The 26,901-nt window shown below is 72.8% G+C and carries 24 protein-coding genes; 16 read left to right on the top strand and 8 right to left on the bottom strand.

Annotated features, from left to right (window positions below; genetic code table 11):
• Positions 1 to 42 precede the first annotated feature (42 nt).
• The gene (locus GGG17_RS12770; RefSeq protein ID WP_154594087.1) at positions 43 to 1,239 is read right to left on the bottom strand and encodes a hypothetical protein; all 1,197 of its coding nucleotides are present in this window, start codon (positions 1,237 to 1,239) and stop codon (positions 43 to 45) included.
• A gap of 385 nt (positions 1,240 to 1,624) precedes the next feature.
• Between GGG17_RS12770 and GGG17_RS12765 the strand changes: the two genes are divergently transcribed.
• Genes GGG17_RS12765 through GGG17_RS12740 form a run of 6 tightly spaced genes read left to right on the top strand, consistent with a single transcriptional unit; the run spans position 1,625 to position 7,466 of the window.
• Positions 1,625 to 2,434, top strand: coding sequence for an SCO2322 family protein (locus tag GGG17_RS12765; protein ID WP_154594086.1), 810 nt, complete (start codon positions 1,625 to 1,627; stop codon positions 2,432 to 2,434).
• Between the two features lie 29 nt (positions 2,435 to 2,463).
• Complete coding sequence (locus GGG17_RS16630; RefSeq protein WP_154594085.1) at positions 2,464 to 3,588, top strand: energy-coupling factor transporter transmembrane component T; 1,125 nt, start codon at positions 2,464 to 2,466, stop codon at positions 3,586 to 3,588.
• Positions 3,585 to 5,255 carry an ABC transporter ATP-binding protein gene (locus GGG17_RS12755; RefSeq protein WP_311966666.1) on the top strand — a complete coding sequence of 557 codons (1,671 nt, stop codon included), beginning with the start codon at positions 3,585 to 3,587 and terminating at the stop codon, positions 5,253 to 5,255. Before GGG17_RS16630 ends, GGG17_RS12755 begins: the two co-directional genes overlap by 4 nt.
• Complete coding sequence (locus GGG17_RS12750) at positions 5,252 to 6,076, top strand: ECF transporter S component (protein WP_154594083.1); 825 nt, start codon at positions 5,252 to 5,254, stop codon at positions 6,074 to 6,076. The genes GGG17_RS12755 and GGG17_RS12750 overlap by 4 nt, the downstream gene beginning before the upstream one ends.
• The gene (locus GGG17_RS12745) at positions 6,073 to 6,618 is read left to right on the top strand and encodes a bifunctional adenosylcobinamide kinase/adenosylcobinamide-phosphate guanylyltransferase (protein ID WP_154594082.1); all 546 of its coding nucleotides are present in this window, start codon (positions 6,073 to 6,075) and stop codon (positions 6,616 to 6,618) included. Before GGG17_RS12750 ends, GGG17_RS12745 begins: the two co-directional genes overlap by 4 nt.
• Complete coding sequence (locus GGG17_RS12740; protein WP_311966665.1) at positions 6,615 to 7,466, top strand: adenosylcobinamide-GDP ribazoletransferase; 852 nt, start codon at positions 6,615 to 6,617, stop codon at positions 7,464 to 7,466. The genes GGG17_RS12745 and GGG17_RS12740 overlap by 4 nt, the downstream gene beginning before the upstream one ends.
• A gap of 7 nt (positions 7,467 to 7,473) precedes the next feature.
• Here the strand turns inward: GGG17_RS12740 and GGG17_RS12735 are convergent, their stop codons facing one another.
• A complete protein-coding gene (locus GGG17_RS12735) occupies positions 7,474 to 8,406 on the bottom strand; it encodes a DMT family transporter (protein ID WP_154594081.1) in 933 nt (310 codons plus the stop codon).
• Positions 8,407 to 8,528: 122 nt separating this feature from the next.
• Entirely contained in the window at positions 8,529 to 9,638 is a 1,110-nt protein-coding gene (gcvT, locus tag GGG17_RS12730) for a glycine cleavage system aminomethyltransferase GcvT (protein WP_154594080.1), read from the bottom strand.
• 117 nt (positions 9,639 to 9,755) lie between these two features.
• Between gcvT and GGG17_RS12725 the strand changes: the two genes are divergently transcribed.
• The 5 genes from GGG17_RS12725 to GGG17_RS12705 all read left to right on the top strand — a co-directional run bounded on the left by GGG17_RS12725 (position 9,756) and on the right by GGG17_RS12705 (position 17,078).
• The gene (locus GGG17_RS12725) at positions 9,756 to 11,258 is read left to right on the top strand and encodes a leucyl aminopeptidase (RefSeq protein WP_311966664.1); all 1,503 of its coding nucleotides are present in this window, start codon (positions 9,756 to 9,758) and stop codon (positions 11,256 to 11,258) included.
• Between the two features lie 162 nt (positions 11,259 to 11,420).
• A complete protein-coding gene (locus GGG17_RS17245; protein ID WP_154594079.1) occupies positions 11,421 to 12,602 on the top strand; it encodes a putative zinc-binding metallopeptidase in 1,182 nt (393 codons plus the stop codon).
• 167 nt (positions 12,603 to 12,769) lie between these two features.
• A complete protein-coding gene (gene lpdA, locus GGG17_RS12715; protein ID WP_154594078.1) occupies positions 12,770 to 14,146 on the top strand; it encodes a dihydrolipoyl dehydrogenase in 1,377 nt (458 codons plus the stop codon).
• Between the two features lie 61 nt (positions 14,147 to 14,207).
• Positions 14,208 to 16,079: a 2-oxoglutarate dehydrogenase, E2 component, dihydrolipoamide succinyltransferase gene (sucB, locus tag GGG17_RS12710; protein WP_154594077.1), complete on the top strand. Its 1,872-nt coding sequence runs from the start codon at positions 14,208 to 14,210 to the stop codon at positions 16,077 to 16,079.
• 81 nt (positions 16,080 to 16,160) lie between these two features.
• A complete protein-coding gene (locus tag GGG17_RS12705; protein ID WP_311966663.1) occupies positions 16,161 to 17,078 on the top strand; it encodes a TIGR01777 family oxidoreductase in 918 nt (305 codons plus the stop codon).
• A gap of 299 nt (positions 17,079 to 17,377) precedes the next feature.
• Here GGG17_RS12705 and GGG17_RS12700 read toward each other — a convergent pair whose 3' ends face one another.
• Complete coding sequence (locus tag GGG17_RS12700) at positions 17,378 to 19,117, bottom strand: serine/threonine-protein kinase (protein ID WP_195849232.1); 1,740 nt, start codon at positions 19,115 to 19,117, stop codon at positions 17,378 to 17,380.
• A gap of 154 nt (positions 19,118 to 19,271) precedes the next feature.
• Here GGG17_RS12700 and lipB point away from each other — a divergent pair, with 154 nt between their 5' ends.
• On the top strand, positions 19,272 to 19,982 hold the full coding sequence (lipB, locus tag GGG17_RS12695) for a lipoyl(octanoyl) transferase LipB (protein ID WP_154594075.1): 711 nt from the start codon (positions 19,272 to 19,274) through the stop codon (positions 19,980 to 19,982).
• 49 nt (positions 19,983 to 20,031) lie between these two features.
• On the opposite strand, the gene GGG17_RS12690 is transcribed toward lipB, so the two are convergent.
• On the bottom strand, positions 20,032 to 20,574 hold the full coding sequence (locus GGG17_RS12690) for an ASCH domain-containing protein (RefSeq protein WP_154594074.1): 543 nt from the start codon (positions 20,572 to 20,574) through the stop codon (positions 20,032 to 20,034).
• Between the two features lie 183 nt (positions 20,575 to 20,757).
• Between GGG17_RS12690 and lipA the strand changes: the two genes are divergently transcribed.
• Both lipA and GGG17_RS12680 read left to right on the top strand, forming a co-directional pair.
• Positions 20,758 to 21,768, top strand: coding sequence for a lipoyl synthase (gene lipA, locus GGG17_RS12685; RefSeq protein WP_154594073.1), 1,011 nt, complete (start codon positions 20,758 to 20,760; stop codon positions 21,766 to 21,768).
• A gap of 42 nt (positions 21,769 to 21,810) precedes the next feature.
• Positions 21,811 to 22,614 carry a DUF4191 domain-containing protein gene (locus GGG17_RS12680; RefSeq protein ID WP_154594072.1) on the top strand — a complete coding sequence of 268 codons (804 nt, stop codon included), beginning with the start codon at positions 21,811 to 21,813 and terminating at the stop codon, positions 22,612 to 22,614.
• 151 nt (positions 22,615 to 22,765) lie between these two features.
• On the opposite strand, the gene GGG17_RS12675 is transcribed toward GGG17_RS12680, so the two are convergent.
• A complete protein-coding gene (locus tag GGG17_RS12675; RefSeq protein ID WP_288800084.1) occupies positions 22,766 to 23,230 on the bottom strand; it encodes an RDD family protein in 465 nt (154 codons plus the stop codon).
• A 145-nt stretch (positions 23,231 to 23,375) separates the two neighbouring features.
• On the opposite strand from GGG17_RS12675, the gene glnA reads away from it, so the two are divergent.
• Positions 23,376 to 24,800, top strand: coding sequence for a type I glutamate--ammonia ligase (gene glnA, locus GGG17_RS12670; protein ID WP_311966662.1), 1,425 nt, complete (start codon positions 23,376 to 23,378; stop codon positions 24,798 to 24,800).
• A 21-nt stretch (positions 24,801 to 24,821) separates the two neighbouring features.
• On the opposite strand, the gene GGG17_RS12665 is transcribed toward glnA, so the two are convergent.
• Positions 24,822 to 25,898 (bottom strand): tyrosine-type recombinase/integrase, encoded by a 1,077-nt coding sequence (locus GGG17_RS12665; RefSeq protein WP_311966661.1) that lies wholly within the window; start codon positions 25,896 to 25,898, stop codon positions 24,822 to 24,824.
• The gene (locus GGG17_RS12660; protein ID WP_195849231.1) at positions 25,880 to 26,437 is read right to left on the bottom strand and encodes a helix-turn-helix domain-containing protein; all 558 of its coding nucleotides are present in this window, start codon (positions 26,435 to 26,437) and stop codon (positions 25,880 to 25,882) included. Before GGG17_RS12660 ends, GGG17_RS12665 begins: the two co-directional genes overlap by 19 nt.
• Positions 26,438 to 26,560: 123 nt before the next feature.
• Here GGG17_RS12660 and GGG17_RS12655 point away from each other — a divergent pair, with 123 nt between their 5' ends.
• The gene (locus GGG17_RS12655) at positions 26,561 to 26,752 is read left to right on the top strand and encodes a helix-turn-helix transcriptional regulator (protein WP_154594068.1); all 192 of its coding nucleotides are present in this window, start codon (positions 26,561 to 26,563) and stop codon (positions 26,750 to 26,752) included.
• The last annotated feature ends 149 nt before the right edge of the window (positions 26,753 to 26,901 follow it).

The raw sequence follows: 26,901 nt of genomic DNA, 5'->3' as shown, positions 1-26,901 counted from the left end.
GGTGCTGCGGTGCTTGCTGCGGTCTGTGAGGCGTGGACCTGGTCAGCCGGCGGGCTGGGCCGAGGGCACCGCCGAGCCCGAGCCCGAGCCGGACGAGGGCTTCCCCATCGAGCCACCCATGCCACCGAGCTGCTCCAGCTCGGCCTTGGTGACCATGCGGGCGCCCTCGGGCTTGGTCAGGTCACGGTCGAGCTCGGAGATCTGGGACACCAGGGTCAGGTGCAGGTTCTTGGCCTTGAGGTCCTGCAGCTCCTTCTTGCTCTTGGCGTCCTCGGCCTTGGTCTCGTCGAACCAGCTCAGGACCTGCATCACGTCGCCCTTGACGGCGGTGAAGCGACCGTCGGCGATCGTGGCGTCGAAGGCCAGGACCGAGCCGGCCTTGAGCTCGGCGAGGCTCTTGGTGGCGTCCTTGACCATCTGGTCGGTGAACTGCTTGGGCGCGATCCGCTTGCCGTCCTGGAACATCTGGGTCAGGAACGGCTGGATCTTGACCTGCACCTTGACCGTGTCGCCCTCGCTCGTGAACGTGCCGTTGGTGTCGAGGTTGCTCTTGACGGCGGCGGTCAGCTGCTTGGTCTGGTCCGGCGTGAGCTGGGTCGGGTTGGTCGTGGCGGCGGCGCCGCCGCTGGACTTCGCCAGCTGCTCCACGGTGCCCTTGTCGAAGCCCACCCACTTGCCGTTGACGGCGTCCTTGATCCAGCTCGGCGCCTGCCCGAGCGCGCCCTGCACGTCGGCCATGGAGAACGCGCCGGTCTGGTCGGCGATCTTGGCCAGGTCGAGCTTGACGAAGGTGTCCTGCGCGGCGGTCCTGAGGTTGAACAGGTCCGAGTCCGTCTTCCAGGACATCGAGGTGTTGATCTTGGTCGGGTCGGTCTCGTCCTTGAGCGCCGCCCCCGTCGACTGCATGTCGACGACGATGGACGACCCGGAGATCAGCTGGGCGATCTTGGGCGAGACGCTCGGCGTCCTGGTGGAGCCCCCGCTGCCGCTGCCGCTGCCCATGCTCGACGCGAGCTTGATGATCGTGTCCGGGCTCGCCTCGAGCTTGGTCGTGACGCGCTGGCGCTTGCTGTCACCGGTCTTGTCGTAGGCGGAGAAGAACGCTCCCTTGGCGTCCGACCCGACCGCCGCGGCCGCCTTGGCGTCGCTGCCGGTCGTGCCTGCCCCGCAGGCGGCGAGCGTCCCGATCGCGAGCGGCGCGGCGACGAGGCCGGCGATGATCCTGCTGCGCGTGTCCATCCTGGTGTCCCCCTGGATCCTGGTGTCGGCGGCCCTGGCGGGCCGGCCACTGACTCGAACCTACTCGCCGATCCGGGCCGGCGGAGCCCGATCCGACCAGGGTCCACCCTGTCGCGACCCTGGTCGTTGCCGGTCCACCCCTACCAACCCCCGGGGCCGGGCCAGGGTTCCCGTTGGTAGGCTGCGGGCACCGAACACCGCAGGGCGGGGAAGCCGGTGAGACTCCGGCGCTGACCCGCAACCGTGACCTCCTGGCGCCATCCGTGGCCTGGAGCAGCCGGACCGCCCGTCCTGCGCGTCGGCTCCGTCTATCCGCCGTGGCATGCGGGTGGAGCTCGTCCCGGGCAGTTCCGAGGCGGCCCACGCCCGCCAAGGAAGGTCGCCCGTGTCCTCCACGTCCCGCTCCATCTCTCGTGCTGGCCGTCCCCGCAGGGCGGATGGGAACGTCGTCACGCCGATCACCGCGGTGCTCGCCCTGTTCCTGGCGACGCTGTTGTCGGCGTTCGTGTCGACGATCGCCCTCGCGGCGCCCGCCCACGCGGCGGACGCCTACCGCTTCTGGGGCTACTACCAGCTGACGAACGGCACGTGGGGCTTCGCGACCAAGGGGCCCGACGGCACGACGCCGGCCGACGGGTCGGTCGAGGGCTACCGCTTCGCCCTGGGCGACACGAGCACCCCGCGGCTGCCGCGCGCGGTCGTGACCTTCGACCAGGCCTGCGGCTCGACCCCGGCCGTCTCCGGGAGCAAGCGCGTGGGCGTGGTCGTGGACTTCGGGCGCGAGGCCGACGCGCGGGAGCCCGGCACCGCTGTGCCGCCCCCCTACGCCACCTGCGTGAGCGTCCCCACGGCGGCCACGGGTGCGCAGGTCCTGGCGGCGGCGGCCAAGCCCCGCGTGGACAAGGCCATGGTGTGCGGCATCGACGGCTACCCGGCGAGCGGCTGCAGCGACACCGTCGCGGACGTGCCGGCCGCCGCCAGGGCCGCTGACCAGCCGGTGACCATCGACGTCCGCTCGGCCTCGTCCTCAGCCGCCACCTCGGGCGCGGCCGCCTCCTCCTCCGCCGCCGCAGCCTCGTCCTCGAGCTCGTCCTCCAGCACGACCGCGTATGTCGTCGGCGTACTCGCCGTCCTAGCACTGCTCGCCGCCGCGGCCTGGGCCATGGCCCGACGCCGCCGCACGGACGGGCGCTGACGGACCTCGTGACGTCCGGTCGAGCACGCGTGCCGCGACGGGTCCATCCCGTGGCGTGGTGGCTGTGGGCCCTGGGGCTCGCGACGGCCGCGTCCCGGACCGACAACCCGCTGCTGCTGCTCGCCGTCGTCGCGGTCGCGATCCTCGTCGTCGCGCTGCGCGAGGACCCGCACGCGGACGCACCCCTGACGATGTTCCTCGCCCTGGGGCTGGTCGCCGTCGCGCTGCGGGTCGGCCTGTCGATCCTCGTGGGCGGGGGCGCGACGGGCCAGGTCGTGCTCGTCACCCTGCCCCGCGTGCCGCTCCCCGAGGCGGCGGGCAGCCTGCGTCTCGGCGGCCCGGTGACGCTCGAGGGCGTCCTGGCCGCGCTCTGGCAGGGCCTGCAGCTCGCCGCGATGCTGGCCGCCATCGGAGCCGCCAACGCCCTGGCCTCCCCGCGGCGCCTCCTGCGCTACGTCCCGGCCACCCTCTACGACGTCGGGACCGCCGTGGTCGTCGCCCTGTCCTTCACCCCGCGCATGGTCGTCGACGCCCGCGCCGTGCGCACCGCCCGCCGCCTGCGGGGCCACGACGGGCGCGGCCCGCGCGAGCTGGCCCGCACCCTGGTGCCCGTCCTGGAGGCGGCCTTCGACCGCTCGCTCGACCTGGCCGCGTCGATGGAGGCCCGCGGCTACGGCCGCCACCCCCGCGAGGGCGGGGCACGGCGCTGGTCCGGCGCCGTCACCGTCGCGGGCCTGCTCGGCCTGGTCGCCGGGGTGTACGCCCTCCTGGACGGCTCCGCCGGGTCGCCCCTCGGGTGGCCGCTGCTCGTCCTCGGCGTGCTGGTCAGCACCCTCGCCCTGGTCCTCGGAGCCCGCCACGACACCCGCACCCGCTACCGCCGCGACCCCTGGGGATGGCCCGAGTGGGGCGTGACGCTGGCGGGCGGCATACCGGCCCTGACCCTGGTGACGCTCGCGGCCCGGCAGGTGCCGGGGCTCACCCTGCAGGCCGTCCCGCTCACCCCTCCGCCGCTCGTCGTCCCGGCGCTCGTCGCCATCGTCGGCGCGGCGCTCGCCGCCGTCGCCGCCCCTCCCCTGCCTCGCCCGGCCGCCCGGGACGCCGCCGCCGCGCGGCGAACGGCGCAGCGACAGCGACGGGAGGTCGCGGCGTGATCCAGGTCGAGGGCTGGACGGTGACCTACGACGGAGCGGCCCGACCGGCGCTGCAGGACGCCGACCTGCACGTCGACGAGGGTGAGCTGGTGCTCGTCGTCGGCGAGACGGGGTCCGGCAAGTCGACGCTCCTGCGCAGCCTCGACGGACTGGTCCCCCACTTCAGCGGCGGGGCAGTCTCCGGGCGGGTGCAGGTCGCCGGACGCGACACCCGCACCCACCGGCCACGCGACCTCGCCGACGTCGTCGCGATGGTGGTCCAGGACCCCGCCGCGTCCTTCGTCACCGACACGGTGGAGGACGAGCTGGCCTACGGCATGGAGGCCATCGGGCTGTCGCCCACCGCGATGCGGCGCCGCGTCGAGGAGACCCTCGACCTGCTCGGCCTCGCCGACCTGCGCGACCGAGGGCTGCGCAGCCTGTCCGGCGGGCAGCAGCAACGCGTCGCCATCGGCGCCGTGCTGGCGGCCGGCCCCCGCATCCTGGTACTCGACGAGCCCACCTCCGCGCTCGACCCCGTGGCCGCCGAGGACGTCCTGTCGTCGATCACCCGGCTGGTGCACGACGTCGGCATGACCGTCGTGGTCGCCGAGCACCGCCTCGAGCGGGTCGTGCACCACGCCGACGGCATCGTGCTCCTGCAGGGGGCGACCTGCTCTGACGTGCTGCCCCCCGCGGCGGCGATGGCCCGCTCCACCGTGCACCCGCCCGTCGTCGGGCTGGGCCGGGCCCTCGGCTGGTCGCCGCTGCCCCTGTCGGTGCGTGACGCCCGTCGTGCCGTGCGGCCGCTGCGCGACCGACTCGCCGCGGCGCCCCCTGTCGCGGCGCGCCCTGTCACGGCGCGCCGCGCCGGCACCGGTCGTCGGGAGCCCGGCGCGCCCTGCGTCGCCGTCGACGGCCTCGCCGTCGTCCGGGACGGCCAGCCGGTGCTCGGGGGCGTCGACCTCGACGCCCGCGCAGGCCAGGTGGTCGCCCTCATGGGTCGCAACGGTGTCGGCAAGTCCACACTGCTCCGCGTGCTCACCGGCACCCTGCGGCCGTCGCGTGGCCAGGTCCGCGTGGACGGCGTCGACCCGGGCTCCACCCGGGCGCGCGAGCTCGTGTGCCACGTCGGTCTGGTCCCCCAGGACGCGGGCTCCCTCCTGCACGCCGACACCGTCGCGCGGGAGTGCCACGCGGCCGACGACGACTTCGGGGTGGTCGTGGGGACCTGCCGGGCCCTGCTGTCACGCCTGCTGGGGCCGACCGGGCCCGCCGACCTGGACGGCCGCCACCCGCGTGACCTGTCCGAGGGGCAGCGCCTGCTGCTCGCCCTCGCCGTGGTGCTCACCGGCGCACCCCGGGTCGTCCTGCTGGACGAGCCGACCCGCGGGCTGGACTACACGGCCAAGGCCCGCCTCGTCGACGTCCTGGACCAGCTGGCCGCCGAGGGGCGCGCCGTCGTCCTCGCCACCCACGACGTGGAGCTCGCCGCGGACGTCGCCGACCGCGTCGTGCTGCTCGCGGAGGGCGAGGTCGTGGCCGACGGTCCCGCCGACGAGGTGCTCTCGGCCTCCACGGCGTTCGCGCCGCAGGTGGCCAAGGTCCTGCACCCCCTGCCGGTGCTCACGGTCCCGGCGGCCACGGACCTGGTGACCCGCGCGGGCGTCGTACGAGGCCGCCCATGAACCTGCGGATGCGCCCCACCTCGGCCCTCACGCTGCTGCTCGTCAGCCTCGTGTGCGCCGCGGCCTTCCTGTGGCCGTTCGTCACCACCTCGCCTGCAGTGCTCGCGCACGCGCACGACGCGCCCTGGGTCTTTGCCGCCCTCCTCGGGCTGCTCGCGCTGGTCTGCCTGGCCGAGGTCACCGCCGACGGCCTCGACGCCAAGACGGTGGCGGTCATGGGGGTCCTGTGCGCCGCCGGGGGCGGACTCCGGGTCCTCTCCGCGGGCACGGCCGGGCTGGAGCCGATGTTCTTCCTGCTGGTCATGGCCGGCGCGGTGCTCGGCCCGGGCGCCGGCTTCGTCGTCGGGGCGCTCGCGCTGCTCACCGGCGGCCTGCTCACCGGCACGATCGGTCCCTGGGTGCCGTTCCAGATGATCACGGCGGGCTGGGTCGCGCTGGGCGCGGGGCTGCTGCCGACGGCCCGGCTGGGGAGGCTCGGCCGCCGGGGCCTGCTCGCGGTCTACGGCCTGCTGGCCGGCCTGGGCTACGGCCTCGTCATGAACCTCTGGTTCTGGCCCTTCCTCGCGACCTCCATGGCCCCCGAGGGCGCCGGCTTCGTGCCGGGCGGGGACCTCGCGACCAATGCGGCGCACTACGCCACCTTCTACGTCCTCACCTCGCTCGGCTGGGACCTGCCCCGCGGCCTGCTCACCGCCGTGCTCGTGTGGTGGGCCGGGCCCGCCGTCGACCGCGTCCTGCGGCGGGCGGTCCGGCGCGCCCGCTTCGACGCGTCGCCCACCTTCGTCGACAGGGACGTCAGCGTCCCGCAGGAGGCAGCATGATCACCCTCGTCACCGGCGGGGTCCGGTCCGGCAAGAGCCGGTATGCCGAGAGCCTCGTCCCCGCCTCCCGGCCCGCCGCCTACGTGGCCCCCGGCCTCGTGCCCCTCGGCGGCGACGGCGAGTGGGCACGGCGGGTCGCCGCGCACCGGGAGCGTCGGCCTGGTTGCTGGGCCACGGTCGAGTCGTCCGACCTCGCCGCCGTCGTGTGCTCGTCGAGCTCGCCGGTGCTGATCGACTGCCTCGGCACCTGGGTGACCCGGCTCGTGGACGACGCCGGCGCCTGGGACGACCCGGTGGCCGCGGCCGAGGAGGTGGGCCGGGCGCGCGAAGGACTCGTCGGCGCTCTCTGCGCCGCCCGGGTCGACGTCGTCCTCGTCACCAACGAGGTCGGGTGGGGCGTCGTGCCCGAGCACGCCTCGGGACGGATGTTCCGCGACGAGCTGGGGCGCGTCAACGCCGACGTGTCGGCCGTCGCGGACCGGGTCGCGCTCGTGGTCGCCGGGCGGGTCCTCGACCTGTCGACGGCGCCGGTGGTGCCGTGAGCGGGACAGACGGCGACGCCCCTGCCGTGGGCGGGACGGACGGCGACCCCCCTGCCGTGGGCGGGACCGGCTCGGGCCGGTGGGCCGACGGTTTGCGCCTCGCCTGGGGGATGCTCTCCGCGGTGCCTGTGCCGCCACCTCGTCGCGTCGACCGACCCGTCGCCGGCGTCGCCATGCTCCTCGCCCCGCTCGCCACGCTGCCCCTGCTCGCGGCGTGGGTCGGCTGCGCTCTCGTGGCGCGATGGGCGGCCGCGCCGCCCCTGGTCACCGGGGCCGTCGCGGTGGCCCTGCTCGTGCTGCTCACGCGGGCGATGCACCAGGACGGGCTCGCGGACTACGCCGACGGGCTGTCGTCGAGCTATGACCGCGACCGCGCCCTCGCGGTGATGCGGACCGGCGACGTCGGCCCCTCCGGGGCCACCGCCATCGCGCTGTGCCTGCTGCTGCAGGCCGCGAGCCTCGGGGCGCTCGCCTCGTCCTGGCACGGCGTCGCGCTCGGTGCCGTCGCCCTCGTCGTGAGTCGGCACGTGCTCGCCTGGGGCTGCCTGCGGGGCGTGCCGAGCGCCCGCCCGGGCGGGCTCGGGGCCATGGTCGCCGGCAGCGTCGCGCCGTGGCAGGCAGGGGCGGCCCTGGCGGTGCTGCTGGCGGGGGCGGGCCTGCTGGGCGCGGCCGCCACGCCGGCGGGCTGGTGGCACGTCGTCCCTTGTGCCGCAGCAGGACTCGTGGGCTGCTGGCTCGTGGTGGAGCGTGCCGTGCGGCGCCTCGGGGGCATCACCGGCGACGTCCTCGGAGCGGCGATCGAGGTGTCGCTCACCCTGTCGCTGGTGGCGGCCTCGCTGCTGGTCTGACCCGGCCTCACCCCTGCGGTGCGCGGCGTGGCCGCCCGTGCACCTGCGTGCCCTCCATGGCAACCTCCTCCACCACGTCGTCCTGCCGGGCATGGGCGAGCACCGCGACCGCTGACCCCGCGAGCACCGTCGCCGCGCCGACCCACTGCGACCCCGTCATCGCCGCGCCCAGCAGCAGCGCCGAGCCCACCACCGAGATGATCGGCTCGACGGTGGACACGATCGACGCCTGCGTCGCGCCCACCACGGCCACCCCGGCAAAGAAGGTCGCGATCGCCAGAGCCCCACCGGCGAGGCCCACCCCGGCTACCGCCCAGGGTGCTCGCAGAGCCTGCGCGGGGTCAAAGGTCCCGGTCACGGACGTCACCACCATGACGAACCCGGTCGCGAGGGTGCACACCCAGGCGCTGGCCGGCAGCGGCGGGACGGTGGCACCAAGGTGGTCGGTCAGCAGCACGTAGGCCGTGTAGCACAGGGCCGTCGCCACCCCCGCCAGCACCCCCGGGAGGCTGCCCGCACCGCTCACGCGCCCGAGCGCGAGACCGATCCCGGCGAAGGACAGCACCAGCGACAGCACCACGGCGCGCGACGGGAACACGCGGGCGACCAGCGCCGTCACCAGCGCCACGAGGCAGGGGTAGAGGTAGAGCAGCAGGGCCGCTAGTCCCGCCGAGATCTGCTGGACCGCGTAGAAGTAGGTCGCGGCCTGCAGGACGTACGCGAGTGCGGCGATGGTCAGCCCGGCGACGGCGCAGCGGCTGAGCGGACGCACCACCCCCCGGCTCGCGCACAGGGCCCACAGCACCGCCGCCGCCACGGCGAAGCGGTAGAGCAGGACCGTCGGCACGCCGACGCCCGCGCGGTATGCCGCCGTCGCGAGCAGCGGATTGACCCCGAAGCCGACGGCGGAGATCAGGACGAGCAGGTAGCCACGCAGCACGCCGCCACGCTAACGACCGCGGCGGGTGCCTGCGCGACGGTCCGGCCGGGGCACCGCGCGGCGACACGCTGCGAGGGCCTGTCGCCATACGGCAGGAGACCCTCTCAGGTGCCGTATGCCGATCAGCTCGCGGCACCACCCTGGACGAAGGGCGGCTTGGTGACGGTGGCCGCCACCGCGCGGCCGCGCACGTCGACGACGACCTCGTCGCCCTCCGCAGCGCCACGGTCCAGCAGGCACAGCGCGATGCCCCGCTTGAGGGTCGGCGACATGGTCCCGGAGGTGACGACACCGATCTCGCGACCGTCCGCGTCCTTGATCACGCAGTCCTTGCGCGGGATCCCCTTGCCGGTGACCAGCAGGCCCCAGGACAGGCGGCACTCCTTGGCGGCCTTCTGCGCCGCGAGCACCTCCTTGCCCCAGAACTCCTCCTTGCCCCAGCCGACCGCCCACCCCGCGCGGGCCATGTTGGGGGTGATGTCCATCGACAGCTCGTGACCGTGCAGCGCATAGCCCATCTCCGTGCGCAGCGTGTCCCGCGCACCGAGCCCGCACGGCAGGCCGTCGTAGGGCTGCATCGCCTCGACGAGCGCGTCCCACACGGCCGGGGTGTTGTCCCAGGTCGGCAGCAGCTCGTAGCCCTTCTCCCCCGTGTAGCCGGTGCGGCACACGATGACCGGGCGGCCGTTCCACTCCGCCTCGGCGAAGGACATGTACTCCAGGTCGGTCGGCAGCCCCAAGGTCTTGACCACGTCCTCGGAGCGCGGGCCCTGGACCGCGATCACGCCGTACTCCTCATGCAGGTTGGTCAGCTCCAGGCCGTCGGGCAGCCTGTCCCGCATGCGGCGCACGACCTCGGTCGTGTTGGCGGCGTTGGGGATGAGGAAGACCTCGTCGTCGCTCTTGACGTACTGGATCAGGTCGTCGACGACGCCACCGGTCTGCTCGTCGCAGCACATGGTGTACTGCGCCTTGGGCGGCTCGACCTTGCGCAGGTCGTTGGTGAAGCAGGCGTTGCAGAAGTCGGCGGCGCCCTTGCCGGAGACCCTGGCCTTGCCCAGGTGCGAGACGTCAAAGATGCCGACGCGTTCGCGGACCGCGGTGTGCTCGCGGATCACGCCGCCGCCGGGGTACTCGATCGGCATCTCCCAGCCGCCGAAGTCGGCCATCTTGGCGCCGAGCGCGACATGCCTCTCGTGGAGGGGGGACTTCCTCATTGAAGTTTCCGTCATGGGGCCGACACTACAAGGGGCCGCTGGGCACGCATCGCGCCGGGAGGCTAGGTTGTCCGGAAGGCCTCCCCGGGCCGCACCAACCGCCATCCGCACTTCCGCCACCCAGGAGCTGTCGTGACCTCGCTCACCGTCACCGCGCGCTCCGCCGCAGACCTCGCCGTCGACGTCCTCGTCGTCGGCGCCTTCGGCGGCGACGCGTCACCCGTCCTCCCGTCCGGCCTCCCCGAGGCCACGACGACCTACCTCGCCGGGGCCCTGCCCACCCTGGGCTTCACCGGCGCCGCCGACTCCACGGTGGTGCTGCCCGCCGTGCCCGGGGTCAAGGCACCCCGCGTGGTGCTCGCGGGCCTCGGCCCCGAGCCCGCCAAGAAGAAGCTCGTCGACGAGAACGCCCTGCGCCGTGCGGCCGCGACCGCCACCCGCGCCATCAAGGACGCCGGCACGGTGGCCGTCGCGTTCCCGGGCAGCTCTGCCACGGCCGTCGGCGCCGTCGCCGAGGGCGCTGCCCTCGGGGCCTACCGGTTCACGGCCCAGCGCGGCACGTCCACCCCGCCCACCGTCGTCGAGACCGTGACCGTCGTGACCGACCGTGGGCGCGACTCCGCCGTCAAGGCCGCCGTGAAGCGGGCCGCCGCGGTCGCCGAGGCCGTGGGCTACGCCCGCGACCTCGTCAACACCGCCCCCAACCTGCTCTACCCGCAGACCTTCGTCGACAGCGTGCGCGAGCGCGCCACCGCCTCGAAGGTCAAGATCAAGGTGCTCGACGAGAAGGCCCTCGCCAAGGGCGGTTTCGGCGGGATCCTGGGCGTCGGCCAGGGCTCGGCGCACGCGCCCCGGCTCGTGTCGATGTCCTACAAGCCGGCCAAGGCCACGCACCACCTGGCCCTCGTCGGCAAGGGCATGACCTTCGACTCCGGCGGTCTCGACATCAAGCCCGCCAACAACATGGCCACCATGAAGTCCGACATGGCGGGCGCGGCCGCCGTCGCCGGCGCCGTCCTCGCGATCGCGGAGCTGGGCCTGCCGATTCAGGTCACCGGCTGGCTCGGCCTCGCCGAGAACATGCCGTCGGGCACCGCCCAGCGCGCCTCCGACGTCGTGACCATGCGCAACGGCATGACCGTCGAGATCCTCAACACCGACGCCGAGGGACGCATGGTCCTTGGTGACGCGATGTGCGCGGCCGGTGAGGAGGGGCCGGACACGATCGTCGACATCGCAACCCTCACCGGCGCCCAGGTCGTCGCCCTCGGGCACGAGGTGGCCGCCGTCATGGGCAACGACGACGACTTCCGCACCCGCGTGTGCAGCGCCGGCGACGACATGGGCGAGGACCTGTGGCCCATGCCCCTGCCCGCGGCCTACCGCAAGGGGCTCGAGACCGAGGTGGCCGACATCGCCCACAAGGCGGGTCCGGCCGGAGGCATGCTGACCGCCGGGCTGTTCCTCAAGGAGTTCGTCCCCCAGGCAGACGGACACCCCATCCCGTGGGCGCACGTCGACATCGCGGGCCCGTCCTTCAACGAGCAGGCCCCTCGCGGGGTCGCGCCCAAGGGCGGCACCGGCTTCGGCGTCGCCACGCTGGTCCGTCTCGCCGAGGTGCTCAGCGCCGACTGAGGACGACTCCACGGGCGCTGACGCGCCCCATCACCCAAAGGGACGGCGCCCGATCACTCTCGTGACGGGCGCCGTCCCTGTGCGCGATAGTGATCGGCAGGACGGGTGCCGAGCTCCGTCGAGGCCCCGCCACGGAGGGCTGCGCTGGGGTGAGATGCCGTTGTGCCCCACCGCTCCCACCAGCCACGACGCGCCCCTCGGGCCCGTCGTGACCTCACCCTGGGCGCGGCAACGGCACTCCTCGCGCTGGCGACCCTGGTGCTGCCGACGCTCGCGGCGCTCACACAGCACGCCGACGACCGGCCGGGCCCGGTGGCCTCCCGGCGGAGCCGCACGGACATCCCTCGGGACGTGCCCGCCGTCGCGCCCGTCGTGGCGCCCGTCGTGGCGCCCGGCCTGGTCGGCCCGGTCCGCCCGACGAGGTCGGGGAGCGCGGTCACCGCCGCGGACGGCCAGGCCGTCCGCCACCTCACCTGGCCCCTGCCGGCCTCGTGCGAGGACGGGGGCGAGGGCGCCTCAGGAGCACGACGCGCCGCGCGCCTGCCGAGCGGGACGGGATACACCGACGACCCCGCGAGCCTCGGCCAGGGCGCCCGCCTGCGCCGCGTCTACGCCGTGCGAGCGGGGCGGTTGCAGGCGCTCGACGGCGCCGGTCCGGCAGACGGGTGCGACCGGTGGCGGTGGGAGGTCCTGCGCTCCGGCATACCCGCGGCCCACCTCGCCGCCCTCGACCAGGTCGTCCTGTACGACTACCCGCCCGAGGTGCTCCAGGACCCCTCCCGCCAGGGTGGGGTTCGTACCGGCTTCTTCGAGCCCAACCCGGCCGACCCGCGGCGCTACCGCCTCGCGCTCGCGACCGTCCTCGCGCCGAGCGAGCAGCTGCTCACCATGGCCCACGAGGTCGGGCACGTCGTCAGCCTCTACCCGGACCGGACTCACCCGTCCCGCGACCCCCGCTGCCCATGGGTGATCGACGACGCCGGCACCTGCGCCGACCCGTCGAGCCCCCTCGTGGCGTTCTACGCCGGCACCTACACGCCGGCCCAGCGCAGCCGGATCTCAGGCCTGTATGCCGACCGCCGGCCCTTCCCCGAGGAGCTCCGGTCCTTCCACGCCACCGCCCCCGAGGCGTTCGTGTCGACCTACGCGGCAAGCCACCCCACCGAGGACTTCGCCGAGAGCTACGCGTACTGGTGCCTCTACGGCACCTCGCGCACCGCGCCCGTCGAGGGCGCGTCCACGGCGGGGATGGCCAAGCGCGCCTTCCTCGAGGCCGAGGCACGGGCGGGGCGGTTGGACCCCGGCGTCTGCGGCCCGTGGCGAGGGCTCGTGACCCGCGGCTGAGCGTGGGCGGCCGGCGGCGCGGCGGGGCGTGGCCCGACGGCGGCTGAGCCTGGGCGGGCTTGCGCCGGCGTGCCGCGCGGGTGAGAGGATGACCGCGGCTTCGGCGGCGTCACGAGCGCCCCGGTGCCATCGCGAGCACCGACGGCCGAGACGCAAGGGAGCGCACCATGGCTGACCAGCAGCAGGACACCTACGACATCGTCATCCTCGGAGGGGGCAGCGGCGGCTACGCCTGCGCGCTGCGCGCCGCGGAGCTGGGCCTGTCGGTGGCCCTGGTCGAGAGGTCCAAGCTGGGCGGCACCTGTCTGCACCTCGGCTGCATCCCCACCAAGGCGCTGCTGCACGCCGCCGAGGTGGCCGACACCGCGCGCGAGAGCGCCCAGTTCGGGGTCCGGGCCACGTTCGAGTCGATCGACCTGCCCGCCGTCCACGCCTACAAGGACGGCGTGGTCAACCGCCTGTACAAGGGGCTGCAGGGCCTCGTCAAGGCGGCCGGGCTCACCTATGTCGAGGGGACCGGGCGGGTCGTCGCTCCGGACACCGTCGAGGTGGACGGACGTCGCCTCACCGGCCGCAACCTCGTGCTCGCCACCGGGTCCTACGCCAAGTCGCTGCCCGGGCTCGACATCGGTGGCCGGATCATGACCAGCGAGCAGGCGCTGCGGCTGGAGGAGGTGCCGGCGCGCACCATCGTGCTCGGCGGCGGCGTCATCGGGGTCGAGCTCGCCTCGGCGCTGCGCAGCTTCGGCTCCGAGGTGACGATCGTCGAGGCGCTGCCCCGTCTCGTCGCCGCCGAGGACCCCGCCATCTCCAAGCAGCTGGAGCGGTCCTTCCGCAAGCGCAAGATCGCCGTCCGCCCGGGCGCCCGCTTCGAGTCCGCCGCGCAGGAGGACGCCCAGGTCACCGTCACCCTCGAGGGCGGGGAGCAGCTGCAGGCCGAGCTGCTGCTGGTGGCCGTCGGCCGCGGCCCGGTCACCGAGGGGCTCGGCTACGAGGAGATCGGTGTGGCCACGGACCGCGGCTACGTGCTGGCCGAGGACTGCCGCACGTCCGTCCCGGGGGTCTGGGCGGTCGGCGACATCGTGCCGGGCCTGCAGCTGGCGCACCGCGGGTTCGCCCAGGGCATCTACGTCGCCGAGGCGATCGCCGGGCTGGAGCCCGCCCGAATCGACGAGCGCGGCATCCCGCGCGTCACCTACTGCGACCCCGAGATCGCGTCCGTCGGCTACACCGAGGAGCAGGCTGAGGAGGCCTTCGGCGAGGTCGAGAGCTCCGAGTACAACCTCGGCGGCAACGGCAAGTCCCAGATCCTCGGGACGCAAGGCTTCGTCAAGCTCGTGCGACGCAAGGACGGTCCGGTCGTGGGGCTGCACATGATCGGCGCCCGCATGGGCGAGCAGGTCGGTGAGGCCCAGCTGATCTACGGCTGGGAGGCGCTGCCCGAGGACGTGGCCTCCCTCGTCCACGCGCACCCCACCCAGAACGAGGCGCTCGGCGAGGCCCACCTGGCTCTCGCCGGCAAGCCGCTCCACGCGCACTCCTAGCGCCCTGTCGCAGTAGGGTGGCTATCGAACGTCAACGGCTCACCGAAGGAGAAACTCACACATGTCTGAACGCGTGACGATGCCCGCCCTTGGCGAGTCGGTGACCGAGGGCACCGTGACCCGCTGGCTCAAGTCCGTGGGTGACTCGGTCGAGGTTGACGAGCCCCTGCTCGAGGTCTCGACCGACAAGGTCGACACCGAGATCCCCTCCCCCGCCGCGGGCACCCTCCAGGAGATCCTGGTGGAGGAGGACGAGACGGTCGAGGTCGGCGCCGACCTCGCGGTGATCGGCGACGGCGACGCCCCCGCCAAGGACGACTCCGGCGACGAGGACACCTCCGCCGCGGAGCAGGCCAAGCAGTCCGACTCCTCCCAGCCCGAGACCGAGGAGACGGTCGAGGAGACCGCCCAGGCGGCTCCCTCCACCGAGCAGGAGGAGCCGGCGGACGAGAGCGACGCCGATACCTCGGGCTCCGGCCAGGGCGGCTCCGCAGGGGCCTCCGGCGGCTCGGTCTCCGGCGGTGACAAGGTCACGATGCCCGCGCTCGGCGAGTCCGTCACCGAGGGCACCATCACCCGGTGGCTCAAGGCCGAGGGCGACGACGTCGAGGTGGACGAGCCGCTCCTCGAGGTCTCCACGGACAAGGTCGACACCGAGATCCCTTCCCCGTTCGCCGGCACGCTCACCAAGATCCTCGTCCAGGAGGACGAGACCGCCGAGGTCGGCGCCGAGCTGGCGGTCATCGGTGGCGAGGCTTCCGGGGGCGGCACGGACCCCGGCGGTGACGACGCCAATCAGGAGGAGCCCGCGTCCGAGGAGCCGAAGGAGCAGGCACCCAAGCAGGAGGCTCCCAAGGAGGAGCCCAAGCAGGAGGCTCCCAAGGAGGAGTCCAAGCAGCAGGTGGCCCCGCAGCAGGCGTCCGAGCCGAAGGCCGCAGCGCCTCGTGCCGAGTCCACGGGAGATGCGGATGCGTCGGCATACGTCACTCCCCTGGTCCGCAAGCTGGCCGCCGACAACGGGGTCGACCTGTCCAGCCTCAAGGGCACCGGCGTCGGTGGCCGGATCCGCAAGCAGGACGTCCTCGACGCCGCCAAGAAGGCCTCCGAGCCGGAGGCGGCCCCCGCTGCAGCGCCCGCGGCTCCTGCAGCCGCGGCGGCTCCCGCCGGCGGTGGCGCGCCCACGGCGGTGCCGACGGCCGACCCTGCGTCGGCGGCCAAGCGGGGCACCACCGAAAAGATGCCGCGCCTACGCAAGGTCATCGCGCAGCGCATGGTGGAGTCGCTGTCCGTCTCGGCGCAGCTGACCGCGACCGTCGAGGTCGACATGACCCGCGTCGTGGCGCTGCGGGCCCGTGCCAAGGGCGAGTTCCAGCAGCGGGAGGGCGTCAAGCTCACCTACCTGCCGTTCATCACTCTTGCCGCGGTCGAGGCTCTCAAGGCGTTCCCGCAGCTCAACTCCAGCATCGACGGCGACAGCCTCGTCTACCACGGCGCCGAGCACATGGGCATCGCGGTCGACACCGAGCGCGGCCTGCTCGTCCCGGTCATCAAGGACGCCGGCGACCTCAACATCGCCGGCCTGTCCCGCAAGATCGCCGACCTCGCCGACCGCACCCGCACCAACAAGGTCGGGCCGGACGAGCTGGGTGGCGCGACCTTCACGATCACCAACATCGGCAGCAACGGATCGCTGCTGGACACGCCGATCATCAACCAGCCCAACGTCGGCATCCTCGGCACGGGCGCGATCGTCAAGCGGCCTGCCGTCGTCACCGACGCCGAGGGCAACGACGCGATCGCCGTGCGGTCGATGATGTACCTCGTGCTCACCTACGACCACCGAGCGGTCGACGGTGCGCTGGCCGGCAAGTTCCTCTCGGCGCTCAAGGCGCGCCTGGAGGAGGGCAGGTTCGAGTCCTCGCTCGGGCTCTGAGCCATCCGGTCTGCGGGCCGTGGTCACCACCGGTGGTCACGGCCCGCGGCCATCTCCGCACGACGCACCTGGGAGGCACCCGTGGCACGACGAATCCTGGTCAGCGGCGCCAGTGGCCTGATCGGCACCGCGCTGCGCAGCGCGCTGGCCGCCCGTGGCGACCAGGTGGTCCGGCTGGTGCGTCGCCCGCCCTCGGGCGCCGACGAGATCCGGTGGGACCCGACCGCCGGACACGTGGACGTGGGGCAGGTCGAGCCCGTCGACGCGGTCGTCAACCTGTCCGGGGCGCCGGTGGGGCGTCGGTGGACGCCGCGATACAAGCGCGAGCTCCTCGAGAGCCGCGTCCACACCACCCGAACGCTGGTCCAGCACCTCGACCGGCTCGGCGAGCGGGTGCCCCTCATCAATGCGTCGGCCGTCGGCGTCTATGGCAGCGACCGGGGCGAGGAGGAGCTGACCGAGGCCAGCGACCCCGGGCACACCTTTCTCGCCGACGTGGTCAAGGCCTGGGAGCTCGAGGCCTGCGCCGCGCAGGACGGGGGTCGGCGCGTCGCCCTCGCCCGCACGGGGCTGGTGCTGACCTCGGACGGCGGCGCGCTCGGCCCGCTCCTCCCGCTGGCTCGCCTGGGCCTGGGTGGCCCCATCGGGAGCGGGCGTCAGTGGTGGCCGTGGATCTCGATGGAGGACGAGGTGCGAGCCCTCCTGCACCTCGTCGACGAGGATGTCCACGGCCCCGTCAACCTCGTCTCGCCCGGCAGCGCTCGGCAGATCGAGGTCGCCCGCGCCCTCGGACGTGCGCTGCACCGTCCGGCTGTGGTCCCCACCCCCGCCGCGGCACTCCGGCTCGCCCTCGGCGAGCTGGCGGACGACGTCCTCGGCAGCCAGCTGGTGCGCCCGGCCGTGCTCGAGCAGACCAGCTTCGTATGGCGCCACGCGCGGCTCGAGGACGCCGTGCGGCAGGTGGCGAGCCCCTGGCACGACCTGACGGTGCGCCCCTGACGAGGACGCGTCAGCGGGGCCACGGTCCCGGGCCGGCTGCGGCGTCCCGCCACGGCGGCGATCGCCGCCACCAGCGACAGCCCGGCGCCGGTGCCGCGGGCCATGAGCAACGGCCCCACGAGGTTGAGACAGGTCGGATGTCGGCCGTCGAACCCCCGGGACGACCACAGCGCCCCGACCAGGGCTCCGACGGCGACGAAGGACGCGGCGCGTGCCACTCTCATGGCTCCCCCAGGCTCGTTGTTGCGCATCTCCCCCACCGCAGGCCCGGCACGGTTGCCACGCGTGAGCTCGCAGGCTCACGGCCCGGTGCGGGGCGACGCGGACGCCACGCTCTGGCCGCCTGCTCCCGGCTCGTCGACACGGTCGAGCCGCCAGCCGTGCGCCGTCCACCGCAGGTGGTAGTCGGCGCTGCGCCCCCCGTGCCCGGCCGCGGTCCGAGGTGGGGCACCGGCCTCCGTCCAGGTGTAGTCGCCCAGCCGGACCGACGCCCGCACCGTGGCGGACCCAGCAGCGCTGGAGACGGCCTGCGCCTGCTGCACGACGAACCGCAGCCCCCGCTGGCTCTGGCCCCGGCGTCGTAGCTCACCGATCGTCTCGTCGTCGTGCGTGCGGGCCCACGAGCCGTCGGCGTCGGCGGTCCCGAGTGCTGCCGCGTCCTTGGCCATGAGGGCGGCCGCGCGGGCGTCGAACAGGTCTTGGAGCACGGCGCGAGCATCCGTCTGCACCCCGTCGGACCGACTCGATGGCCTGACCGGGTCCTGCCCCTGCCCCTGACCCGGTCGCGGCCCCTGACCCTGTCCCTGTCCCTGTCCCTGTCCCTGTCCCTGTCCGTGTCCCTGTCCCTGAGGCTGTCCCTGACCCGTGGACGTCGGTGCGCTCGGCGCGGGCGCCGAGCCCGACCGGGTCCCAGCGCTGGTCGCCGCCGGGGCGCTCGCGACCGCCCCTTGGCGGCTTGTCACCGCTGCGGGGCGCGCGGCGGCCGCCGCAGCCGCCTGCGCATCACGCCGGTCCAGCCACCAGCGGCCGCCCAGCACGCCGAGGGCCAGCCCCACGACGATCGACAGGGCCAGGGCGCGACGGGACAGCAGCAGCCGAGGACGGGCGGCCCGGCGCCTCGCCTCCTCGAGGTGCTGGGCCCGCACCCGGGCGCGCGTGAGCGCACGCTCCTGCTCGGCGGCCTGCTCGCGCACCCGCCGGGTCACGTCCTCCGGGCGATCGGCCGGGCTGACCTCCACGGGGGCCGAGCCGAGCGCGGCCAGGGAGTCGACGAGGTCGCCCACCTCCGGGCGGTCGTCCGGGCGGGGCGCCAGGCAGGCCCGAACGACGTCCAGCAGCTCGGCGGGCGTGTCGGGGACCCTGGCGTCGAGCTCGCGCGGGTCGGTGGCCGCCGGGCGGGCCTCCCCGACGAGCGCATACCACGCGAGCGCTCCGAGGGAGTAGACATCGGACGCCGCTCTCGGCTCGCCGCCCGCCACGACGTCCGGAGCGACGAAACCCGTCGTCCCCCAGGGGTCCTCGACCGCCTCGTCGAAGGCGCTGAGGGTCCCCAGATCGCCCACCAGGGGCCGCCCGGCCGCGTCGAGCAGGACGTTGCCCGGCGACAGGTCCCCGTGCACCAGACGGGCCCCGTGCAGGTCGCGGATCGTGGTGGCGAGCCCGAGCAGGACCGAGACCACCTCCGACGGTGTGAGGTGACCCCGCGACCGGACGAGGTCGGACAACGAGCCGCCCTCCGCGAGAGTCAGCACGACGACGACCCGCTGGTCGTCGAGGACCAGGGCGTCGAGCAGCTCCACGACGCCGGGGTGGTGGACCTGCCGCAACCAGTCGAGCTCACGCAGCACGCTCTCGGCGTCCCGCGGTGCCGTGGACCAGCCCTTGGCCTGCCAGGGGTCGTCCAGCCGTAGGGGCTCGCGCGACACCTTGAGCGCGACGGCGCGTCGGTCGGACAGTCGCTCCGCGCGCCACACCACGCTCGCGGCGCCGCCACCGAGGACGGCCTGGACGTCATACCCGGGAACCGCGGGCCTGGCCATGGCTGCCCTCCTGCCTGCCGGGAGGAGGCCGGTCCCCCTCGTCCACCACCATGCCGCCTGTCGCGGTCCGGGTCGCTCCGTCATCCACAGGTGGGGTCATGAACGTTCAAAGGCTGTGGACGGAGCATCCCTGCCCCGGTCGTATCGTGGTGGCATGCGTTTCGAGCACCTGGGCTTCGCGCCGGACCTGGTCGACTACCAGCAGGCCTGGGACCACCAACGGGAGATCCACGCGCAGGTGGTGGCCCGTGAGATCCCCGACACGACGCTGCTGCTGGAGCACCAGCGCGTCTACACCGCCGGCAAGCGCACCGAGCCGCACGAACGGCCGTGGGACGGCACCCCGGTGGTCGACGTGGACCGCGGCGGCAAGATCACCTGGCACGGCCCGGGTCAGCTCGTCGGCTACCCGATCGTGCACCTGCCCAGCAACCGCGACGTCGTGGCCCACGTGCGGCGGCTCGAGGACATGATGATGGGCGTCTGCGCCGACCTCGGCGTCGAGACCGCCCGCGTGGCCGGCCGCAGCGGCGTGTGGGTGATGGCGGACGCACGCGGCGGCGATCGCAAGATCGGGGCGATCGGGATCCGGGTCAGCCGCGACGTGACCATGCACGGCTTTGCGCTCAACGGCAACTGCGACCTGTCCTGGGCCCAGGTCATCGTGCCGTGCGGGATCGCCGATGCCGGCGTGACGTCCCTGTCGCACGAGCTGGGCCGGGACGTCACGGTCCAGGAGATCCTCCCCCTCGCCGAGCACCACCTGGTGAGGGTCTTCGACATGAGCACGGACGAGGCGGTCGAGGCCGCGCGGCTGCGCGGCACCGTGACCGGGACCACGGTCCTGCCCGATCTGCTGCACTGACCCCCGGCATACGGCGTATGCCGTCCGCCCCCTGCGGACCGGACCGCCGTCACGCGCGGGCGAGCACCTCGAACTCCTCCAGCACGACCTCCATGGTGGGGCTGAACGGCTGCTCGCCGTCGCCGACACGTTCCAAGAACGCCTGGTGCTCTCGGCGCCAGGCCTCCAAGGACCGGTCACCCTCACCCTCGGCGCGCGCGTGGTCGGCCGCCACCTCGTCGAACGCCACCACCCGGACGCGGGTCGTGCGCAGCAACGCCCGCGGCGCGCCGGACCCGTCGCAGAGGATGGTGACCGACCCGACCGTGGGTAGGGGCTCACCGGCGTCGTCGGTGCCGTCGGTGCCTCCGTCCGCTTCCTCGTAGGCCCACCTCGGCGACGAGGTCGCCGTCTTGCGGCCGTCCAGCACCAGCTCGCACAGCTCGTCGGCCATGTCCCTCGTGTCACCGAAGGACCAGGCCGGTGGCCGCAGGGCCGCGGACGAGGAGAAGCCCTGATAGATCTCCTCCCCGACAAGGCCGGAGCGCAGCCGCGCCTCGGTCCAGAAGGCCTCGACGAGGTCGGGGCGCGGGTCGGAGGGCCGGGTCTGCATGAGACCACGGTAGACCTGGCGGCCATGCCGGGCTCCTGGGACCCCGGCGAGCCCGCACGGGCGCATTCGGGGTGTGTCGGTGCAGCGGCGTACCCTGAGGGAACGGTCGCCCCCGCCCCCCGGGACTCGGCCGGTTGCTAGGGGTCGGCATACGGCCTGACGCACACGATCGCAAGGAGCACCATGACCGTCGCACCCGAGGGTCGTCGCATGCTGCGCGTCGAGGCGCGCAACGCGGAGACCCCCATCGAGCGCAAGCCGAGCTGGATCCGGACGACGGCCAGGATGGGCCCGGAGTACTCCGAGATGCAGTCGCGCGTCAAGGGCCAGGGCCTGCACACGGTGTGCCAGGAGGCGTCCTGCCCCAACATCTTCGAGTGCTGGGAGGACCGCGAGGCGACCTTCCTCATCGGCGGTGACGTCTGCACCCGCCGCTGCGACTTCTGCGACATCGCGACCGGGCGCCCCACCGCGCTGGACCGCGGCGAGCCGACCAAGGTGGCGGAGAGCATCGCGACGATGCAGCTGCGCTACGCGACCGTGACCGGCGTCGCGCGGGACGACCAGCCCGACGGGGCGGCCTGGCTGTATGCCGAGACGATCCGCGAGATCCACCGGCTCAACCCCACCACGGGGGTCGAGATCCTGCCGCCGGACTTCGGTGCCAGGCCCGAGCTCGTCGGGCAGGTCTTCGACGCCCGCCCCGAGGTGTTCGCGCACAACCTCGAGACCGTGCCCCGGATCTTCAAGCGGATCCGGCCTGCCTTCACCTACGACAAGTCGCTGCGCGTCCTGTCGATGGCGCAGGACGCCGGGCTCATCACCAAGTCCAACCTGATCCTCGGCATGGGCGAGGGGGAGGCCGAGATCGAGCAGGCCGTCGGCGACCTCGTCGACGCGGGCTGCCACATCCTGACGATCACGCAGTACCTCCGGCCGTCCAAGCTGCACCACCCCATCGACCGGTGGGTCAAGCCCGAGGAGTTCGTGCACTGGCGCGACCTCGCGCTCGGCCGCGGGATGAAGGCGGTCATGGCGGGGCCCCTGGTCCGCTCGTCCTACCGCTCGGGCAAGCTCTACAGCCAGGCGATGCGCGAGTTCGGCCGCCCGCTGCCCGAGCACCTGTCGCACCTCGCGGACGCCGCCGACCAGACCACCCGCCAGGAGGCGTCCTCGCTGCTCGCCCAGCGCTGACGCCCCCGGGCCCCACCACCACAGAACGGTAAGATCCGCCCCATGGCACGAGAAGCATCCGGCAGCACGAAGGCGTCGCGGTTCGGGCGCGCCAAGGCGCCCAAGCCGCCCAAGGACCCCAACAAGCCGGGCCGCGTCGCCCAGATGAAGCAGGCGTACGGCTTCGCCAAGCAGGTGGACCCCACGATCACCCGGTGGATGGTCGGCGCCGCGCTCCTGACGCTGCTGGTGATGGTCGCCATCGGCTTCCTCGTCGGCCACCCGTGGTACTTCCTCATCCTCGGCATCCCGCTCGCCGCGCTCGCCGCGATGATCGTGATGAGCCGACGCACCGACCGCGGTGCCTACTCGATGATCGAGGGCAAGCCCGGCGCCACCATGGCCGCACTGTCCTCCATCCGCCGGGGCGGCTGGTTCATCGAGCAGCAGCCCATCGCCGCCGACGGGCGACCCAAGGGGCAGGACTACACCAACGTCGCGACCCTGTACCGCGCCGTGGGTCGCCCTGGTGTCGTGCTTGTCGCAGAGGGCCCCTCCGCTCGCGCCAAGAAGCTGCTCGTCGAGGAGCGCCGCAAGGTCGAGCGTCTGGCCTCCGGCTCCCCCGTCCACCTCATGCGGGTGGGCGACGCCGAGTCCGAGGGGCAGAGCGGGGACGTCGAGGTGGTGCCTGTGCGCAAGCTCGCCTCCAAGGTGCAGCGCCTCAAGCCGGTGCTGACCAAGGAGGAGGTCGGCGTGGTCAACAAGCGCCTCAAGGCCATGAACGGCATGCGCGCCGGCGCGGGCATCCCGGCGGGGATGGACCCGACGCGGACGCGGGTGGACCGCAAGGGCATGCGCGGTCGCTGACGAAGCGCGTATGCGGAGGTCGGGGGCCCTGGGCGAGGAACGAGGATCACGCCCGGGCCGGCCTCGTGGGTCTCGGCGGCCGTCCCCCGTCTCGTGCTGCAGCCCGAGACGGGGGACGCGAGCCGAGACGGGGGACGCGGGACCGAGCGTGTCAGCGGGTGCGGACGATGACGCTGCCGGCGGCCTTGTCGTGCAAGCCCCGGCCGTCGCTGTCCCAGACCACGGGCGGGATGACCAGCAGGAGCAGGAGGGTCCGCAGCGCGGCCCCCACGACCCCCAGCGGTCCCCCCGCCACGCGCCGGACCTGCAGCCCTAGCAGGCGGTGCCCGATGGTGCACCCCGCCGTGCCGACGAGCAGGACGTTCTCGACGGCGAACACCGCGAGCGGGATGAACGAGTCGAGGCCCGTGGCGCCGACCGGCATGCGCAACAACCCGATCGCGATGGCGCAGCACAGCAGCCAGTCGACGAGCAGGGCCAGGACGCGGCGTCCGAGCGGGGCCATCGCGCCAGGACCCGACGCAGGCAGACCCAGCCGCTCCCCGGCATACGCACCCTGCTGGGTCAGCCGACCCGGCCCCTCGAGCCACCCACCGACGTCCCTGCGATCCACCACCTCCTCAGGCTACCCGGCGGGAGGGGTCCGGCTGGACAGCGTGTAACACGCGGGAAACATCGGAGTCATGGTCGGGTAACGGCCTGCCCCTAGGTTGGTGGGCAACGGGTCGGCCAGTCGGGCCGACGACACACAGGAGGACGATGTGTTCAGCACCCCTGAAGAGGTCCTGACTTTCATCAAGGACGAGGACGTCAAGTTCGTCGACATCCGGTTCTGTGACCTGCCGGGCGTGATGCAGCACTTCAACGTGCCGGCCAAGTCGCTCGACGAGGACTTCTTCACGGAGGGCCAGGCCTTCGACGGCTCCTCGATCCGCGGCTTCCAGGCGATCCACGAGTCCGACATGAAGCTTCTGCCGGACGTCAAGACGGCCTACCTCGACCCCTTCCGCGCCGAGAAGACGCTGATCATGAACTTCTCGATCGTCGACCCGTTCACCGACGAGCCGTACAGCCGCGACCCCCGCAACATCGCCATCAAGGCCGAGGCTTACCTCAGGTCCACGGGCATCGCCGACACCGCCTACTTCGGTGCCGAGGCGGAGTTCTACGTCTTCGACGACATCCGTTACGCCAACAACGCCCAGACCTCGTTCTACGCGATCGACTCGGTCGAGGCGGCCTGGAACTCCGGTCGCGAGGAGGAGGGCGGCAACCGCGGCTACAAGACGGCGTTCAAGGGCGGCTACTTCCCGGTGCCGCCGGTGGACCACTTCGCCGACACCCGCGACAGGATCTGCCTCAACCTGGACCGGGTCGGGCTGGAGGTCGAGCGCAGCCACCACGAGGTGGGCACCGCCGGTCAGCAGGAGATCAACTACAAGTTCAACACCCTGCTCCACTCCGGCGACGACATCATGAAGTTCAAGTACGTCGTGAAGAACACCGTGTGGGAGGAGGGCAAGACCGCCACCTTCATGCCCAAGCCGATCTTCGGCGACAACGGCTCCGGCATGCACACGCACCAGTCCCTGTGGAAGGACGGCAAGCCGCTGTTCTACGACGAGCAGGGCTACGGCGGCCTGTCCGACATCGCCCGGTGGTACATCGGTGGTCTGCTCAAGCACGCCCCGGCCCTGCTGGCGTTCACCAACCCCAGCGCCAACTCCTACCACCGCCTGGTGCCCGGCTTCGAGGCCCCGGTCAACCTGGTCTACTCTGCCCGCAACCGCTCGGCCTGCATCCGCATCCCGATCGCCGGCACGAGCCCCAAGGCCAAGCGCATCGAGTTCCGCATCCCGGACCCCTCGGCCAACCCCTACCTGGCTTTCGCCGCGCAGCTGATGGCCGGCCTGGACGGCATCAAGAACCGCATCGAGCCGCCGGAGCCGATCGACAAGGACCTCTACGAGCTGCCCCCGGAGGAGCACGAGCAGATCGAGCAGGTGCCCTGCACCCTCGAGGAGGTCCTCACGGCGCTGGAGAAGGACCACGAGTTCCTGCTCGAGGGCGACGTCTTCACCGAGGACCTGATCCGCACCTGGATCGACTGGAAGACCGAGAACGAGGTCGCGCCGCTGCGTCTGCGCCCCCACCCCTACGAGTTCGAGATGTACTTCTCCATCTGAGCAACGCCGCAGGTCAGAGGCTTAAGACCCCGCCTCAGTCCGCAACGAGTCCGCACGGGAAGCGAAGGCAACAGCCACCGCCGCCCGTGCGGACTCGTCCGTGTCCGGGAACATGTGCCCGTAGACGTTGAGCGTCGTCGTCGCGTTCGCGTGCCGCATCCGCGTCTGCACCACCTTGACGTCGAGCCCCTGCGAGATGAGCAGCGACGCAAGGTAGTGCCGCAGATCGTGGAACCGGAACCCCTCAGGCAAGCCCTCGACGGTCCCCCGCACGGCCCGCACGGCGTGCTCGACTGCCGCCGGACCTACGGGACGCCCCAGCTGGTTCGTGACGATCGTCGGCCCGCCGTAGCGCTCCACGTTCGCGGACAGTGCCAGCGCCAGCTCGTGCGGGATCGGAATCGGCGTCCGGCTCGTCTCCGTCTTCAAGGGCTCGTCGGGGTACTGCACCTCGGGCCGCACGATGCCGCGCATGAAGTCGACGTCGGAGACACGCAGCGCCACCGCCTCGGAGACACGCAGGCCCACGAACGCGCCGAGCAGGACGGCCGCCCGCAGATGCTCCGGCATCGCGTCGTGCAGCGCCCACACCTGATGCGTGGTGGCGACGTACGGCCGTTGCTTCGCCTGCCCCGGCGACGTGCGCCGCGAGCATGGCGACTTGGGGATGATGCCGTCGTGGACGGCGTCGCTCATGATCTGTGCCAGCCGCCGATAGATCGCGTACGTCGTGCTCGGCGCGTACTTGCCTTGCAGCTGGACCGTCCACGCCTTCACGTGCGACGGCTTGACGTCGGACAGCCGCTTGTCACCCAGCCCGTCTCGGATGACGTTCACGTGCACCTTGGCCTGACGGACCGTTGACGGCCGCCGGGTCGCGTAGCCGACGAGCCACAGGTCGCACCACTCCCCCACCGTGAGGCGGGCAGTCTTGGGGTCGACGTAGTCCCCGCGGACCACCGACGCCGTGACGCTGTCCAGCCATCGCTGTGCGTCGACCTTGCGCTTGAAGTGCCGGGCGTGCTCCTTGCCCGCTTCGTCGCGATACCGGGCGCGCCAGACGCCGTCCTGGCGCTTCTTTACGCTTCGGCTTGCCACAGGTCGTCCCCCATCCAGAGCACTGAAGCACGAGCCCGGCCCATCTGCACCGGCGTCATGTCGCGGACTTCCTGTTCGGTGGGAAGCCGCCAGCCTTCCGCCAAGTTCATGTCAACGATCCCCAACCATTTCCGAGCCTGCTTGATCCCGGCCTCGTCCAGGTCGCCGGACTCCAGCACCTCCACTAGGTCCTCACGCACGGCGGGAAGTCCTGCCAGCCGGTCGGCCAGTAGGCGCGCCAGAACCCTGATCGCCCGCTTGGTCTCGGAATACAGCCTCACTGCCCGTTCTGCATCCGTCAGAGTCTGTGCGTCCGTGGGGATCAGGGATTCGAGCGGCACGTCGAGCACCTGAGCCACTGCCACGGCCTCGCTCAGGCGTACGGGCCGCTCCCCCCGTTCTATGCGTCCGACCGTCGTGGAGTGGAAGTTGTCGACCCCTGCCTCGGTGAGCAGGGACGCGAACCTCGTCATCGACCAGCCCTTCTGTTCGCGCCTCCGCTGCACCTCACGCCCGAAACGTTCGTCCGCTGTCGTCATGTGCCAACCATGCCGGAACATTACGGCGCACGTCAATCCCTGCTGTTTGACATCAACGTCCCCGCGTCCAATACTCCATGTATCGGAACGCGCCCCAGTGTTCCAACATGGAAAGGATCAGTCATGTCAGATCTGCTCACCGAGGCCGAGGTGTCGGAGTGGACCCGCACTCCTGTCGGCACGCTCCGCTATTGGCGGCACGTTGGAGACAAGGGGCCGCGGTGGTTCAAGCTGGGCCGCCGCGTCGTCTACAAGCGCGAGGACGTCACCGGGTGGCTGGACGCGCAGTACGCATCCGCCGGGCGGTCGGCATGACTCGACCCGGACACGAGAACGCCCCCGCTCGGAGCGGCAACTCCGGCGAGGGCAACGAGAAGCTTGCAGCCATCTCTACCCCCGATCGTACCGCGTTCATAGACGCCGTGCTCGCTGACCTCGAGCAGCCCCTAGCCCCAGCACCGCAA

This window comes from Arsenicicoccus cauae (assembly GCF_009707125.1).
Classification (GTDB): domain Bacteria; phylum Actinomycetota; class Actinomycetes; order Actinomycetales; family Dermatophilaceae; genus Arsenicicoccus; species Arsenicicoccus cauae.
This window is presented reverse-complemented; position numbering and strand designations above follow the sequence as displayed.

Bases quoted from the DNA above. Each gene is read 5' to 3' on its own strand.
- GGG17_RS12770 (WP_154594087.1), bottom strand. From the start codon at position 1,239: ATGGACACGCGCAGCAGGATCATCGCCGGCCTCGTCGCCGCGCCGCTC.
- GGG17_RS12750 (WP_154594083.1), top strand. From the start codon at position 5,252: ATGAACCTGCGGATGCGCCCCACCTCGGCCCTCACGCTGCTGCTCGTC.
- GGG17_RS12745 (WP_154594082.1), top strand. From the start codon at position 6,073: ATGATCACCCTCGTCACCGGCGGGGTCCGGTCCGGCAAGAGCCGGTAT.
- gcvT (WP_154594080.1), bottom strand. From the start codon at position 9,638: ATGACGGAAACTTCAATGAGGAAGTCCCCCCTCCACGAGAGGCATGTC.
- lpdA (WP_154594078.1), top strand. From the start codon at position 12,770: ATGGCTGACCAGCAGCAGGACACCTACGACATCGTCATCCTCGGAGGG.
- sucB (WP_154594077.1), top strand. From the start codon at position 14,208: ATGTCTGAACGCGTGACGATGCCCGCCCTTGGCGAGTCGGTGACCGAG.
- GGG17_RS12700 (WP_195849232.1), bottom strand. From the start codon at position 19,117: ATGGCCAGGCCCGCGGTTCCCGGGTATGACGTCCAGGCCGTCCTCGGT.
- lipB (WP_154594075.1), top strand. From the start codon at position 19,272: ATGCGTTTCGAGCACCTGGGCTTCGCGCCGGACCTGGTCGACTACCAG.
- GGG17_RS12690 (WP_154594074.1), bottom strand. From the start codon at position 20,574: ATGCAGACCCGGCCCTCCGACCCGCGCCCCGACCTCGTCGAGGCCTTC.
- lipA (WP_154594073.1), top strand. From the start codon at position 20,758: ATGACCGTCGCACCCGAGGGTCGTCGCATGCTGCGCGTCGAGGCGCGC.
- GGG17_RS12680 (WP_154594072.1), top strand. From the start codon at position 21,811: ATGGCACGAGAAGCATCCGGCAGCACGAAGGCGTCGCGGTTCGGGCGC.
- GGG17_RS12660 (WP_195849231.1), bottom strand. From the start codon at position 26,437: ATGACGACAGCGGACGAACGTTTCGGGCGTGAGGTGCAGCGGAGGCGC.
- GGG17_RS12655 (WP_154594068.1), top strand. From the start codon at position 26,561: ATGTCAGATCTGCTCACCGAGGCCGAGGTGTCGGAGTGGACCCGCACT.